At 64.0% G+C, this 14,828-nt stretch carries 12 protein-coding genes and 2 tRNA genes; 12 read left to right on the forward strand and 2 right to left on the reverse strand.

Annotated elements, in window-relative coordinates; all coding sequences use genetic code 11:
- Nucleotides 1-8: 8 nt before the first annotated feature.
- The 7 genes from DFS21_RS16575 to DFS21_RS16605 all read left to right on the forward strand — a co-directional run bounded on the left by DFS21_RS16575 (nucleotide 9) and on the right by DFS21_RS16605 (nucleotide 3,848).
- A tRNA-Ala gene (locus DFS21_RS16575) sits at nucleotides 9-84 on the forward strand.
- Between the two features lie 42 nt (nucleotides 85-126).
- Nucleotides 127-202: transfer RNA gene (locus tag DFS21_RS16580), tRNA-Glu, on the forward strand.
- Between the two features lie 170 nt (nucleotides 203-372).
- Nucleotides 373-912 (forward strand): TetR/AcrR family transcriptional regulator, encoded by a 540-nt coding sequence (locus DFS21_RS16585; RefSeq protein WP_102685389.1) that lies wholly within the window; start codon nucleotides 373-375, stop codon nucleotides 910-912.
- Nucleotides 913-936: 24 nt separating this feature from the next.
- Nucleotides 937-1,770, forward strand: coding sequence for an alpha/beta fold hydrolase (locus tag DFS21_RS16590; RefSeq protein ID WP_102685390.1), 834 nt, complete (start codon nucleotides 937-939; stop codon nucleotides 1,768-1,770).
- 44 nt (nucleotides 1,771-1,814) lie between these two features.
- Nucleotides 1,815-2,249, forward strand: coding sequence for a thioesterase family protein (locus DFS21_RS16595; protein ID WP_110704142.1), 435 nt, complete (start codon nucleotides 1,815-1,817; stop codon nucleotides 2,247-2,249).
- 52 nt (nucleotides 2,250-2,301) lie between these two features.
- Entirely contained in the window at nucleotides 2,302-3,273 is a 972-nt protein-coding gene (locus DFS21_RS16600; protein ID WP_110704144.1) for a tRNA-dihydrouridine synthase, read from the forward strand.
- A gap of 131 nt (nucleotides 3,274-3,404) precedes the next feature.
- Nucleotides 3,405-3,848, forward strand: coding sequence for an Hsp20 family protein (locus DFS21_RS16605; protein WP_031315058.1), 444 nt, complete (start codon nucleotides 3,405-3,407; stop codon nucleotides 3,846-3,848).
- 75 nt (nucleotides 3,849-3,923) lie between these two features.
- Here the strand turns inward: DFS21_RS16605 and DFS21_RS16610 are convergent, their stop codons facing one another.
- Together DFS21_RS16610 and DFS21_RS16615 are read right to left on the reverse strand one after the other, a co-directional pair.
- Nucleotides 3,924-7,220 carry a PAS domain S-box protein gene (locus DFS21_RS16610; RefSeq protein WP_102685393.1) on the reverse strand — a complete coding sequence of 1,099 codons (3,297 nt, stop codon included), beginning with the start codon at nucleotides 7,218-7,220 and terminating at the stop codon, nucleotides 3,924-3,926.
- A gap of 62 nt (nucleotides 7,221-7,282) precedes the next feature.
- Nucleotides 7,283-8,161 carry a LysR family transcriptional regulator gene (locus tag DFS21_RS16615; RefSeq protein WP_110704146.1) on the reverse strand — a complete coding sequence of 293 codons (879 nt, stop codon included), beginning with the start codon at nucleotides 8,159-8,161 and terminating at the stop codon, nucleotides 7,283-7,285.
- Nucleotides 8,162-8,291: 130 nt separating this feature from the next.
- Between DFS21_RS16615 and leuC the strand changes: the two genes are divergently transcribed.
- From leuC to DFS21_RS16640, 5 genes are all read left to right on the forward strand, one after another.
- On the forward strand, nucleotides 8,292-9,725 hold the full coding sequence (gene leuC / locus DFS21_RS16620; protein WP_110704148.1) for a 3-isopropylmalate dehydratase large subunit: 1,434 nt from the start codon (nucleotides 8,292-8,294) through the stop codon (nucleotides 9,723-9,725).
- Nucleotides 9,722-10,363 carry a 3-isopropylmalate dehydratase small subunit gene (gene leuD / locus DFS21_RS16625; protein ID WP_110704150.1) on the forward strand — a complete coding sequence of 214 codons (642 nt, stop codon included), beginning with the start codon at nucleotides 9,722-9,724 and terminating at the stop codon, nucleotides 10,361-10,363. Before leuC ends, leuD begins: the two co-directional genes overlap by 4 nt.
- A gap of 114 nt (nucleotides 10,364-10,477) precedes the next feature.
- A complete protein-coding gene (gene leuB, locus DFS21_RS16630; RefSeq protein ID WP_110704152.1) occupies nucleotides 10,478-11,560 on the forward strand; it encodes a 3-isopropylmalate dehydrogenase in 1,083 nt (360 codons plus the stop codon).
- Nucleotides 11,561-11,623: 63 nt separating this feature from the next.
- A complete protein-coding gene (asd, locus tag DFS21_RS16635) occupies nucleotides 11,624-12,736 on the forward strand; it encodes an aspartate-semialdehyde dehydrogenase (protein ID WP_110704154.1) in 1,113 nt (370 codons plus the stop codon).
- A 1,027-nt stretch (nucleotides 12,737-13,763) separates the two neighbouring features.
- Nucleotides 13,764-14,771: an aspartate-semialdehyde dehydrogenase gene (locus DFS21_RS16640; RefSeq protein WP_110704550.1), complete on the forward strand. Its 1,008-nt coding sequence runs from the start codon at nucleotides 13,764-13,766 to the stop codon at nucleotides 14,769-14,771.
- Nucleotides 14,772-14,828: the final 57 nt, after the last annotated feature.

Genomic DNA, 14,828 nt, shown 5'->3' on the forward strand with positions numbered 1-14,828 from the left:
TTTTACTCGGGGCTATAGCTCAGCTGGGAGAGCGCCTGCATGGCATGCAGGAGGTCAGCGGTTCGATCCCGCTTAGCTCCACCAATTCGCCACGATTCGCAGCAGTGAGTCGGCACGAAGGTTAAAGTCCCCTTCGTCTAGTGGCCTAGGACACCGCCCTTTCACGGCGGTAACAGGGGTTCGAGTCCCCTAGGGGACGCCAATTTTTTACCTGCGTTTTGCAGGACTTATAAGGCTCATTCGCTTATTGAATGGGCCTTTTGTTTTTCTGCCTTTCAAAAAATCCAGCTGTGCCGATCAATGGCGGCAGATTCAGCTTGCCAGAAAATATTATGAGCATAATATGTTGATCATAATATTTAGAGGTGAGCCATGAGCGACAAGAAGAGCAAGACCCGCCAACGCATCCTCGATGCGGCGCGCAGCGCACTGGTCCAGCAGGGGCCGGCCGATCCGAGCGTCAGCCAGGTCATGGGCGCCGCGGGGCTGACGGTCGGCGGCTTCTATGCCCACTTCGACAGCAAGGACGAGCTCATGCTCGAAGCCTTCAGCCAGCTGCTAGCCGAACGCCGTGCCTTGCTCGCCCAGCTTGATCCAGCCCTTGACGGTACTGAGCGGCGTGCCTTGGTCGCGGCCTTCTACCTGTCGCGCAAGCACCGCGATGCCGAGGTGCAGGCCTGCCCGATTCCCAATGCGCTGAGCGAAATGCAGCGCCTGCCGGACGCCTTCCGTGACGTGCTGGCCGAACACATCGAGCTGATGACCGCGCAAATGGTCGACCGCCCCGAGGACATCGACAAGGCGCTCGCCGATTTCGCCCTGATGGTTGGCGGCCTCGCCGTGGCCCGCGCCCTGGGCGATGGCGAGCTGTCCGACCGGATACTGCGTGCCGCCAAGTCGGCGGTGATCTGAGCAACCTGACCCTGGAGCAAGGCGATGACTACCCTGAGCTGGATTCGTGGCGTCAATGGCACCCTCGGCCACCTGGCCCCTGAACATGTTGCCGGCAAGATGCGCCGCGCCTTCATGACCCCGCGCAACCTGCCGCCCAAGCCATGGGAGCTGCCGCTGCTGGCCAGGGCCGAGCGCATCACCTTGCGCTTCGGGTTGTCGGCATTGCGCTGGGGGCAGGGGCCGACGGTATTGCTGATGCATGGCTGGGAAGGTCGCCCCACCCAGTTCGCGGCACTGATCGAGCGGCTGGTGGACAGCGGCCATACCGTGGTGTCGCTGGAAGGGCCGGCACACGGGCGCTCGCCGGGCGAGCAAGCGCATGTGGTGGCGTTTGCCCGCGCGTTGCTCGAGGCCGCCGCCGAACTGCCGCCACTGCGCGCGGTGATCGGACACTCGATGGGGGGCGCAAGCCTGTTGCTGGCGCTGCAGTGGGGGCTGCGTACCGATGCGGCGGTGAGTATTGCCGCCCCGGCCCGCTTGCTCGGCGTGCTGCGGGGCTTTGCCCGGCGGCTTGGGTTGCCGGCCCGTGCCCGAGCGGCGTTTATCCGCCAGGTGGAGCGCGATGTCGGCGTCCAGGTGGCGCGCCTGGATGTCAGTGCCTATCAACTGGATGTGCCGGGCCTGGTGGTGCATGCCGAGGACGATCCCGTAGTGCTCGCCAGCGAGGCACCGCTGATTCACCAGGCTTGGTTCGACAGCCGCCTGCTGCTGCTCGAGGAGGGCGGCCATCAGCGGGTGCTAGCCGATCCGCGCCTGGGCCAGGCGGTGATCGAGCTGCTCGCACGCTCCACCGAGCGGGCGCGGCAAAGCGCCTGAGCATCCGGTACACTCTGCCCGTTCACTGAAAATCAGGAGCAGGCATGAGCTGGGATCTGGCGGCACCATTCATCATCGACCTTCGCGTTGGCAACGAGGATATCGACGGCCTCGGCCACGCCAACAACGCCGTCTACGTCACCTGGCTGGAGCGCTGCGCCTGGCGCCACTCCCAGCGCCTGGGGCTGGACCTGGCCGAGTATCGCCGGCTGGACCGGGCGATGGCGGTGGTCCGCCATGAGATCGACTACCTCGCCGCCGCCTATGAGGACGACGAGCTGCAACTGGCCACCTGGATCATCGACTGGGACCAGCGCCTGCGCATGACCCGGCGCTTCCAGCTCAAGCGCCCGAGCGACGGCATGACCTTGCTGCGGGCGCAGACCACCTTTGCCTGCATCGAGCTGTCCAGCGGCAAGCCCAGGCGCATGCCGGCGGAATTCATCGACGGCTACGGCCCGGCGCTGACCGGCAGCTGACGGCTGGCGGAAGTTTGTTAGACTGCCGCCTTTTTCATGGCGAGACCCTGAAATGCAAATTGCCCTGGCCCCCATGGAGGGGCTGGTCGACAACATCCTGCGCGACGTCCTGACCCGTGTGGGTGGTATCGATTGGTGCGTCACCGAGTTCATTCGTGTCTGCGACCGCCTGCTGCCGGCCTCTTCGTTCGAAAAGCTGGCGCCGGAGCTGCGCCAGGGCGCCCGCACCGCCGCCGGGGTGCCGATGCGTGTGCAATTGCTCGGCTCCGACCCGGTATGCCTGGCCGAGAACGCGGCGCTGGCCTGCGAGCTTGGCGCGCCGGTGATCGACCTGAACTTCGGCTGCCCGGCCAAGACCGTCAACAAGTCGCGGGGCGGGGCGGTGTTGCTCAAGGAGCCGGAGCTGTTGCATGCCATCGTCCGCGAAGTGCGCCGAGCGGTGCCGGCGCATATCCCGGTGACCTCGAAGATGCGCCTGGGCTACGACAGCCCCGACGGCGCCCTGGACTGCGCCACGGCACTGGCCGAGGGCGGCTCGGCACACCTGGTGGTGCATGCGCGGACCAAGGTAGAGGGCTACAAGCCGCCGGCCCACTGGGAATGGGTGGCGCGGGTGCAGGATGTGGTCAAGGTGCCGGTGTTCGCCAATGGCGAGATCTGGACCGTCGATGACTGGCGGCGTTGCCGCGAGGTCAGCGGTGCGAAAGACATCATGCTGGGGCGTGGGCTGGTGTCGCGCCCGGACCTGGCCCTGCAGATCGCTGCGGCCCGCGATGGCGTCGAGTACCAGCCGATGAGCTGGGAAGAACTGCTGCCGCTGCTGCGCGAGTTCTGGCGCCAGGCCCAGGACAAGCTGTCGCCACGCTACGCCCCGGGGCGGATGAAACAGTGGCTGGCGATGCTGACCCGCGGCTACCCCGAAGCGGTGACGCTGTTTGCCGAGCTGCGTCGTGAGGATGACTGTCAGCGGATCAGCGGGTTGCTGGGGATGGAAATCCACGCTGTCGAGGCTTGTGTTGCCTGAGCCGGCTTGATCGCAAAATTTTTTCATGCCAGCCCTTGAAAGCTCTTCGCCAGGACATATCTCTTGAGTACGCGATGCCGAAGTCGGGTCGCGTAGTGACTTAACTTGCTGAATCTCAGGAGTTCATGACCATGACTACCGCTTTCTCTCTCGCACCACTTTTCCGCAACTCCGTCGGTTTCGACCGCTTCAACGACCTGTTCGAAGCCGCCGCCCGTAACGAGGCGGGTAGCAGCTACCCACCCTACAACGTGGAAAAGCATGGCGATGATCACTACCGCATCGTGGTCGCCGCCGCCGGCTTCCAGGAGCAGGACCTCGACCTGCAGGTCGAAAAAGGTGTTCTTACCGTGACCGGCGGCAAGCGCGACGGCAGCAGCGAAGGCGTCACCTTCCTGCACCAGGGCATCGCCCAGCGCGCCTTCAAGCTGTCGTTCCGCCTGGCCGACCACATCGAGGTCAAGGGCGCGGGCCTGGCCAATGGCCTGCTCAGCATCGAACTGCTGCGCATCGTGCCGGAAGAAGCCAAGGCCAAGCGTATCCCGATCAACGGCGACAAACCGGCGTTGAACTGATTTCAGCGCAGTGAAGAAAGGGCACCTTCGGGTGCCCTTTTTGCATTCTGCGGCGCCTCCAGCCGGGTTAGCGCCTCAGTAATCCGCCGGTGCCTCCAGCAGTATCTGGCGAAACTCCGGTAACGGCAGTGGTCGGCTGTGCAGATAGCCCTGGTACAGATGGCAACCCAGCCGCTCGAGGAACTCCAGCTGCTCGGTCAGTTCCACGCCCTCGGCAATCACCGCCAGCTCCAGGCTGCGGGCCATGGCGACAATGGCGCGGACGATCTCGGCGTCGTTGGGGTCGACCGGTGCGTCGCGTACGAAGGTCTGGTCGATCTTCAACGCATCCACCGGCAGACGCTTTAGGTAGGTGAGCGACGAATAGCCCGTGCCGAAGTCGTCCATGGCGAAGCTGACGCCGTGGTGCTTGAGTTCGCGCATCTTGCTGATGGTGTCCTCGAGGTTCTGGATGACGATGCCTTCGGTGATCTCCAGTGTGAGCATGCGCCGGGGCAGGCGGTAGTCGTCGAGGCTGCGCAGCACCCGCTCGACGAAGTCGTTCTGGCGGAACTGCCGTGGGCTGATGTTGACGCACAGGCTGAAGTCGTCGGCGTCGATCAGCCCGTCTGCGAGCATGCGCGCGCAGGCGTCGCAGGCTTCGTCGAGGATCCAGCTGCCGACCTCGAGGATCAGGCCACTTTCCTCCAGAACCTGGATGAACTGCGCCGGAGGCTGCTGGCCCAGTTGCGGGTGGTGCCAGCGCAGCAGGACTTCGGCGCCGACGATACGGTTGTCGCGGGCGTCGACCTGGGGTTGGAAGTGCAAGGCCAGTTCACCGCGGGCCAGGGCCAGGCGCAGGTCGCTCTCCATGCGCAGGCGCTCGCTGGCGGCCTTCTGCATGGTGGTGTGGAACAACTGCGTGGTGTTGCGCCCGGAGTCCTTGGCGCGGTACAGGGCGATGTCGGCACGCTTGAGCAGGTCGGCGGGGGTGGCGCCATGGTCGGGGATCAACGCCACGCCGATGCTCGGCGTGACCTGCAGGCGCTGGCCGTCCAGCGACATCGGTTCGGCCAGCAGCTCGCGCAGGGTGTCGGCCAGTTCGCGAACCTTGTTTTCCACCTGCTCGCGGCTGCCTTCCAGGCCGCTGAGCAGCACCACGAACTCGTCGCCGCCCAAGCGCGCCACAGTGTCCTCCAGCCGCACGCTGGCCTCGAGACGGGCAGTGATGATCTTCAGTACCGTGTCGCCCACCGGGTGGCCGAGCGAGTCGTTGATGTGCTTGAAGTGGTCCAGGTCGAGGAACAGCAGGGCGCCGCGCAGGTTGTGGCGCTTGAGCAGGGCGATCTGCTGGCTCAGGCGGTCCATCAGCAGGGCGCGGTTGGGCAGGTTGGTCAGCGGGTCGTGGTACGCCAGGTGGCGGATCTGCGCCTGGGCGTTCTTCAGCAGGCTGACATCGCGAGCGGTAAGCAGCAGGCAGTCGGTTTCGTTGAGGCTGATCGGCTCCACCGACACTTCCACGGTAAGGATGTCGCCGCGCTTGTTGCGGCCCAGCATCTCCCGGTGATGCACCCGGCCGCGCTCGCGCAGCTCGTTGAGCAGGGCGGCGCGCTGCTTCTCGTCGGCCCAGATGCCGATTTCGTAGACCGTGCGACCGACCACCTCTTCGGGGCTGTAGCCGGTCAACCGGCTGAAACCGTCGTTGACCTCCACATAGCGCCCGCTGTGGCGCTCGGTGATGGTGATGGCGTCGGGGCTGGAATGGAACGCCTTGGCAAATTTCTCCTCGCTGGCCTTGAGCGCCGCCTCGGCGCGCTGCTGCTGGGTGATGTCGCGCAGGGTGGTGACGCTGCATGGCTGGCTGTCGACGCTGATCAGGCGGCTGGAGATCACGCAGGTCAGCGGCGTGCCGTTGCGGTGGTTGACCACCACCGCCACATTGCTCAAGGCCTGGTCGCGGATCACCCGTTCGATGCGTTGGGCGCGTTCGGCCGACTCGGCCCACAGGCCGATTTCCTCGGCGGTGTGGCCGAGGATCTGCTCCGGGGCCCAGCCAAAGGTCTGGCTGAACGCCGGGTTGATCTCGATGAACTGGCCACTGTCCTGCCGGGTCACGCAGATCGGGTCGGGGCTGACCTGGAACAGGCTGGCGAACTTTTCCTCCGAGGCCGTCAGGCGCTGCTCGCGCTCCACCTGGTCGGTGATGTCGAGCAGGGTGCCGGCCATACGCAGCGGGTTGCCCTGGTCGTCGCGGTACAGGCGGGCGCGGCTTTCGATGTAGCGCGAGGCGCCGTTGTCGAGTTGTACCCGGTAGGTGATCTGGTAGTTGCCGGCCGGCCCTTCGCGCAGGCTGCGGTAGGCCTGGCGCATGACGCTGCGCTCATGCTCGGGCACACCTTCGAAAAAGGCCTCGAACGATTCGTGGAAGGGCACCGGGTCCAGCCCGTGCAGTTGCGCGGCGCGGGCCGAGCCGTAGAGCATGCCGCTGGGGATGTGCCAGTCCCAAGTGCCCAGCTGGGCCGAGTCCAGGGCCAGGTCGAGGCGCTCCTGACTGTCCTTGAGCGCCTGTTCGGCGCGTTTGCGCTCGGTGGTGTCGACGAAGGTGCTGATCAGGTAGGTGACGCCTTCGAGCTCGATGCCCTGGGTGCAGAGGATGCCGTCGTGAATCTTGCCGTTGGTGGCGCGGAACTGCACCTCGAGGGTCAACGGACCGCTACCTGCGCGGGTGGCGTCCAACACCTGGTGACGTTGCTCGGGGTTGACCCACAGGCCCAGTTCCACGCTGGTCTTGCCAACTACTTGAGCGCCTGGCCAGCCAAACATGTGCTCGAAGTGCTGGTTGACCTCGATGATCAGGCCGTCGTGGCGGCGGGTCAGGAGAATGGCGTTGGGGCTGAGATGGAACAGGGTGGCGAAGCGCTTCTCCGAATTGATCAGTGCAGTTTCCCGCTCGCGCTGGCGGGTGATCTCGCGGATCACCCCGATCATCTGCGGGCGGCCATGGGGGTCGTGGGTCAGGCTGCCGTTGATCTCCAGCCAGTGCACGCTGCCATCGGGCCAGCGGATGCGATGGCGCATGGCCTGCTCGACCGGTTCGCCGTTGACCACGGCCTGGAACGCCTGGCGTGTGCGAGCGCGGTCCTCCTCGGGCAGCAGGTCGAGGTAGTCGACGTCGTTGGGCAGCGGGCGTTGCGGGTCGAAGCCGAACAGCGCCTGGGTACCCCGAGACCAGCTCACCCGGCCACTCTCGATGTCCCACAGCCAGGCGCCCAGGCGTGCGGCGTTGAGCGCGGCCAGCAACTGGGGAGCGTTCTGCCAGGCCTGTTCCGACTCCTGGGGGTCGGCCGCGGGAATACGGGGCAGGCGCGGAAAGCGGTTTGCTGATTTGGGCATCGATACCAGACCTTTGGCAGAGAACGCGTCCTTGTGGAGAGAAATGCCGTGCCTGCGACCGGTCAGGCAGCCCCGGCGTGGCTGTCGAGCAGCGCCATGAAGGCCCTGGCCGCATTCGATAGCGTGCGCTCCGTGTGCAATATGTAGCCTAGCTGGCGTGACAGCTGTATGCCGGGCAGGGCGATGGGCGCAACCTGCTCATCGAGCATAGTACGTGGCAGCACACTCCAGGCCAGGCCGATCGACACCATCATCTTGATGGTTTCCAGATAGTTGGTGCTCATGGCGATGTTCGGCACCAGGCCCTGGCTTTCGAACAGGCGCTGGACGATGTGGTGGGTGAAGGTATTGCCGCCGGGAAACACCGCTGGGTGGCGCGCAACGTCGGCCAGGCTGACCCGCTGGTTGCTGGCCAGCGGGTGTTCGGGGGCGGCGACGAAATCCAGGGCGTCGTCCCACACCGCCACGGCCTTGACCAGGTGATGGGGCTCGGGCGCGAGGGTGATGACGGCAATTTCGGCGCGGCCATGGAGGATTTCATCGTAGGCCGCTTCCGAATCGAGGAACTGAATATCCAACGCCACCGAGGGGTACTGTCGAGTAAAAGCCCGTAATAGTGGGGGCAAGCGGTGCAAGCCGATGTGATGGCTGGTGGCCAGCGTCAGGCGACCCGCCACCTCTCCGGTCAAATTGGTCAATGCGCGACGTGTATCATCGAGGACGTTGAGGATCTGATAGGCGCGCGGCAACAGGGCCCGGCCAGCTTCGGTCAGGGTCACTTCGCGGCCCAGGCGGTCGAACAGGCGTACATCCAGTTGCTGCTCCAGCCCGGCGATGCGTTTGCTGATGGCGGGCTGGGTCAGGAACAGGCGTTCGCCGGCTCCGGAAAAGCTGCCGGTTTCGGCAATGGCGATAAAGGCGCTGAGGTTGGCCAGGTCCACGGCTCGAATTCCTGTTGGTTATCCAAAGCATGAAAATTATGAATTTGAGTTATTCAATCTATCGCCATAGCATCGTCCGTACAAGCCAAGGGGTCTTTGGCATAGAAAGACGCTGATGAGGAACAGTCTGATGGCTGGCAAAACGCTCTACGACAAACTCTGGGAAGCTCATGAGGTCAAGCGCCGCGATGACGGCTCGTCCTTGATCTACATCGATCGCCACATCATCCACGAAGTGACTTCGCCCCAGGCTTTCGAAGGCCTGCGCCTGGCCAGCCGCAAGCCCTGGCGTATCGATGCCAACATCGCCACTCCTGACCACAACGTACCGACCACGCCGGAGCGCAAGGGCGGTATCGAGGCCATCGCCGACCAGGTGTCGCGCCTGCAGGTGCAGACCCTCGATGAGAACTGTGACGAATATGGCATCGTCGAATTCAAGATGAATGACGAGCGTCAGGGTATCGTGCACGTCATCAGCCCGGAGCAGGGCGCGACCCTGCCCGGCATGACCGTGGTCTGCGGCGACTCGCACACTTCCACCCATGGCGCGTTTGGCGCCCTGGCCCATGGCATCGGCACTTCCGAGGTCGAGCATGTGCTCGCCACCCAGTGCCTGGTGGCCAAGAAAATGAAAAACATGCTGGTGCGCGTCGAGGGTCAATTGCCCGCTGGCGTCACCGCCAAGGACATCGTCCTGGCCGTGATCGGCAAGATCGGCACCGCCGGCGGCAATGGCCATGCCATGGAGTTCGCCGGCAGCGCGATCCGCGATTTGTCGATGGAAGGCCGCATGACCATCTGCAACATGTCCATCGAGGCCGGTGCGCGTGTGGGATTGGTCGCGGTCGACGAGACGACCGTCAACTACGTCGAGGGTCGTCCCTATGCGCCGAAGGGCGAGCAGTGGACGCAGGCCATCAAGGCCTGGAAAGGATTGGTCTCCGATGGCGACGCCGTGTTCGACACCGTGGTCGAGCTCGACGCCGCACAGATCAAGCCACAAGTCAGCTGGGGCACTTCGCCGGAGATGGTCCTGGCCGTCGACCAGCGCGTGCCGGACCCGGCCGCCGAGCCCGACCTGATCAAGCGCGGCTCGATCGAGCGCGCTCTCAAGTATATGGGCCTGGCCGCCAACCAGGCGATCACCGACATCCAGCTCGACCGCGTGTTCATCGGCTCGTGCACCAATTCGCGCATCGAAGACCTGCGTGCCGCCGCTGAGATCGCCAGGGGCCGCAAGGTCGCCGCCAACGTCAAGCAGGCGCTGGTGGTGCCAGGTTCGGGTCTGGTCAAGGCCCAGGCCGAGCGCGAAGGGCTGGACAAGATTTTCCTCGAGGCCGGCTTCGAGTGGCGTGAACCGGGCTGCTCGATGTGCCTGGCGATGAACCCGGACCGCCTGGAAAGCGGCGAGCACTGCGCGTCCACCTCCAACCGCAACTTCGAAGGCCGCCAGGGCGCCGGTGGCCGTACCCACCTGGTCAGCCCGGCCATGGCCGCCGCAGCGGCGGTGACCGGCCACTTCATCGATGTCCGCGAGTTGATCCAAGGGAGCGCAGCATGAAAGCCTTTACCCAGCACACTGGCCTCGTCGCGCCGTTGGACCGTGCCAACGTCGACACCGACCAGATCATCCCCAAGCAGTTCCTCAAGTCGATCAAGCGCACCGGCTTTGGTCCCAACCTGTTCGACGAGTGGCGCTACCTGGACGTCGGCCAGCCCTACCAGGACAACAGCAAGCGCCCGCTGAACCAGGAATTCGTGCTCAACCACGCGCGCTACCAGGGGGCCAGCGTGCTGCTGGCGCGGGAGAACTTCGGTTGCGGCTCGAGCCGCGAGCACGCCCCATGGGCGCTCGACGAGTACGGCTTCCGCAGCGTGATCGCGCCGAGCTTCGCCGATATTTTCTTCAACAACAGCTTCAAGAATGGCCTATTGCCGATCATTCTCGACGCCGCCGAAGTCGACGAGCTGTTCAGGCAAGTCGAGGCCAACCCGGGCTACCAGTTGACCATCGACCTCGACGCCCAGGCCGTGACTCGTCCGGACGGCAAAGTGCTGAAGTTCGAAATCGACGCCTTCCGCAAGCACTGCCTGCTCAATGGCCTGGACGACATCGGCCTGACCCTGCAGGACCGCGACGCGATCAAGGCGTTCGAGGGCAAGCACCGCGCCAGTCAGCCGTGGTTGTTCCGCGATTGATCGAAGGCCTCATCACCACGCGTGGAAGCGGGCCTGCCCCGCGATGAGGCCCGTTGGACACTGAGTTTATCGGCGCGCCGACAGGGCGCGCCGCTTGATTGGATAGAGGAAAGCATGAGCAAGCAGATTCTGATTCTCCCAGGTGATGGCATCGGTCCGGAAATCATGGCCGAGGCGGTCAAGGTGCTGGAGCTGGCCAACGACAAGTTCCAGCTCGGCTTCAGCCTCACCCACGACGTGATAGGTGGCGCGGCCATCGACAAGCACGGCGTGCCGCTGGCCGACGAGACCCTGGAGCGTGCCCGCCAGGCTGACGCCGTGCTGCTGGGCGCCGTGGGTGGCCCGAAGTGGGACAAGATCGAGCGTGACATCCGCCCGGAGCGCGGCTTGCTGAAGATCCGCTCGCAACTGGGCCTGTTCGCCAACCTGCGCCCGGCCATCCTCTATCCGCAACTGGCCGACGCCTCGTCGCTCAAACCAGAGATCGTCGCCGGCCTGGATATCCTCATCGTCCGCGAGCTGACCGGCGGCATCTATTTCGGCGCGCCACGCGGCCAGCGTGAGCTGGAAGGCGGCGAGCGCCAGGCGTACGACACCCTGCCGTACAGCGAAAGCGAAGTGCGCCGCATCGCCCGCGTCGGCTTCGACATGGCCCGTGTACGCGGCAAGAAACTGTGCTCGGTGGACAAGGCCAACGTCCTGGCTTCCAGCCAGCTGTGGCGTGAAGTGGTCGAGGAAGTGGCCAAGGACTACCCGGACGTCGAGCTGAGCCACATGTACGTCGACAACGCTGCCATGCAGTTGGTGCGCGCGCCCAAGCAGTTCGACGTGGTGGTGACCGACAACATGTTCGGCGACATCCTGTCGGATGAGGCTTCCATGCTCACCGGTTCCATCGGCATGCTGCCCTCGGCGTCGCTGGATGCCGACAACAAGGGCATGTACGAGCCGTGCCACGGCTCGGCGCCGGACATCGCCGGGCAGGGCATCGCCAACCCATTGGCAACCATTCTTTCGGTATCGATGATGCTGCGCTACAGCTTCAACCAGTCGGCCGCCGCCGAGGCGATCGAGCAGGCGGTGAGCCTGGTGCTGGACCAGGGCCTGCGCACAGGTGACATCTTCTCCGAAGGTTGCCGCAAGGTCGGTACGCAGGAAATGGGCGACGCAGTAGTCGCAGCGCTGCGGAATCTGTAATCTCTCTGGCCCGCCACCCAAAACTCCCGGTGGCGGCCCACTTTTAGCAAAGGTGTAGTTGCGATGAAACGTGTAGGTCTGATCGGTTGGCGTGGAATGGTCGGTTCCGTGCTCATGCAGCGGATGCTCGAAGAGCAGGACTTCGACCTGATCGAGCCGGTGTTCTTCACCACCTCCAATGTCGGTGGCCAGGGCCCGGCGGTGGGCAAGGACATTGCGCCGCTCAAGGATGCCTACAACATCGATGAGCTCAAGACCCTCGACGTCATCCTGACCTGCCAGGGCGGCGACTACACCAACGAAGTGTTCCCCAAGCTGCGTGAAGCTGGCTGGCAGGGCTACTGGATCGACGCGGCCTCGTCCCTGCGCATGCAGGATGACGCGGTGATCATCCTTGACCCGGTCAACCGTAAGGTCATCGACCAGCAGCTGGATGCGGGCACCAAGAACTACATCGGCGGCAACTGCACCGTCAGCCTGATGCTGATGGGCCTGGGCGGCCTGTTCGAAGCCGGCCTGGTCGAGTGGATGAGCGCCATGACCTATCAGGCGGCCTCCGGCGCCGGCGCGCAGAACATGCGTGAGTTGATCAAGCAGATGGGCGGTATTCACGCGGCGGTCGCCGATGACCTGGCCAACCCGGCCAGCGCCATCCTCGACATCGACCGCAAGGTGGCCGAGGCCATGCGCGGCGAGGGCTTCCCGACTGACAACTTCGGCGTGCCGCTGGCCGGCAGCCTGATCCCGTGGATCGACAAGGAGCTGCCGAACGGCCAGAGCCGCGAAGAGTGGAAGGCCCAGGCCGAAACCAACAAGATCCTCGGCCGCTTCAAGAGCCCGATTCCGGTCGACGGTATCTGCGTGCGGATTGGCGCCATGCGTTGCCACAGCCAGGCGCTGACCATCAAGCTGAACAAGGACGTGCCGCTGGCGGATATCGAAGGCATGATCAGCCAGCACAACCCTTGGGTGAAGCTGGTGCCGAACCAGCGTGAGATCAGCATGCAGGAGCTGAGCCCTACCCAGGTGACCGGGACCCTGAACGTGCCTGTCGGGCGTTTGCGCAAGCTGAACATGGGGTCGCAGTACCTCGGGGCCTTCACTGTTGGCGACCAGTTGCTGTGGGGGGCTGCGGAGCCGCTGCGGCGGATGTTGCGGATTCTGCTGGAGCGGTGATCCGGGTGGTTTGAGTTTGGATTTTGAAGGACCCGTGTTGCGAGAGTGATGCGGGTTTTTTTATTGGTGCTAGATTGGTTGTTGGTTGTTTTGATTTTTTTATGCGCATTCATTTGCGATGTCGACGCTTATTCACCTTTCCGCCCTTACGGCGGGTCCCTTTTTGAAGGATCAAAAAGGAACCAAAAAATCCTCGCTCCATTCATCCGGCCCTCCGCTTCGCTCCGGGTTCCCTCACTCCGGCCTTGCTCCCGGGAGGACCGCGCTGAACGCCCCATCCTGGGGCGCAGCGCTTGACGGGCATCCATGCCCGTCACCTCCCTCCGCAAGGCCTGCGTTCGGCCTCCTGAAGTCGCGAAGTTACGGGCGGCGCTTGCACTAACGCAGCTAGCCGCTAGTTGCCATCGTGGGAACTCTAGATCAACATCGCGGGACAAGCCCGCTCCCACCATAGTTGACTACGTGATTCAACGTGAGCGGGCTTGCCCCGCGATGGCGTAGTGAAGAACAACATAACAGCCACTAACAAAACCAACATATCTGCTCTTGATCTGCTCTTGATCTTGCTTCTAAGTGCGCGATAGTTCAGGCGCCACCGATTGCGACTTCAGGAGGCCGAGTGGAGTTCTTGCGTAGTGGGGCGACGGCCATGGATGGCCGTCGAGCGCTGCGCCCCAGGATGGGGCGTACAGCGCGGTACCCACGGGAGCAAGAACGGAGCGAGGGAACCCCGGAGCGAAGCGTAGGGGCCGTATGAACGGAGCCGAACGGTTTTGCCTACTTTTCCCACGAGAAAAGTAGGCCGCCGTAATGGCGGAAGGGTGATAATGCGTCGACATCGCCAATGAATGCGCATAAATAAATCAAAACCCACACTCTTGAACCCGAACCCGAACCCGAACCCGAACCCGAACCCGAACCCGAACCCGAACCCGAACCCGAACCCGAACCCGCCCCTACCTCCCACCCCACAATCCAAGTAAAGTGCCGCTCCCCCGCCGTACCCCCTGGAAAAGGAACCGATCTCATGACCCCCAACGCCCTGGACATAGCCGTAATCGGCGCCACCGGCACAGTAGGTGAATCCCTCGTCCAGATCCTCGAGGAAGTGGCCTTCCCGCTCTCCACCCTGTACCTGCTGGCCAGCATGGAATCCGCCGGCAGCAGCGTCATGTTCGCGGGCAAGAAACTGAAGGTCCGCGAAGTGGACAGCTTCGATTTCTCCCAGGTCAGGCTGGTCTTCTTCGCCGCCAGCCCTGCCGTAAGCCGCAGCTTCGTGCCCAAGGCCATCGCCGCCGGTTGCGCGGTGATCGACCTGTCCGGCGCCCTGGACGACGCCATCGCGGTGGTCCCGGAAGCCAACGCCGAGCGCATAGCCGAACTGTCGCAGCCCGCACTGATCACCAGCCCGAGCGCCGGCGCGGTAGCCTTGGCGGTGGCGCTGGCGCCGCTCAAGGGTTTGCTCGATATCGAGCGCGTTCAGGTCAATGCCTGCCTGGCAGTTTCGGAGCAGGGCAGGGAGGCCGTCAGCGAGCTCGCCCGGCAGACCGCCGAACTGCTCAACGCACGCCCTCTGGAGCCGCGCTTCTTCGATCGCCAGGTCGCCTTCAACCTGCTCCCCCAGGTCGGTACACCCGATGAACAGGGCCACACCAATGTAGAACGCCGTCTAGTCAATGAACTGCGTCAGGTATTGGACCTGCCGCAGCTGAAGATTTCCGTGACCTGCATTCAAGTCCCGGTGTTTTTCGGCGATAGCTTCAGTGTCGCCGTGCAAAGCCGTAATCCGGTCGACCTGGTGGCCGTTAACGCCGCGCTGGAGGCTGCCGACGGCATCGAGCTGGTCGAGCCGGGTGATTATCCGACGCCTGTGGGTGACGCGGTGGGCCAGGACGTGGTCTATGTTGGACGTGTACGCCACGGTGTCGATGAAGACCAGCAGCTCAATCTCTGGCTGACCACCGACAATGTGCGCAAGGGCGCGGCGCTGAACGCCGTGCAGGCGGCACAATTGTTGATAAAACACATGGCGTAAAAGATACTGCGAGCTATTTTGTCCTGCACCGCCCAAGGGTTTTCGGGACGTTTCATA

It is taken from the genome of Pseudomonas sp. 2848, from assembly GCF_003253945.1.
GTDB lineage: Bacteria > Pseudomonadota > Gammaproteobacteria > Pseudomonadales > Pseudomonadaceae > Aquipseudomonas.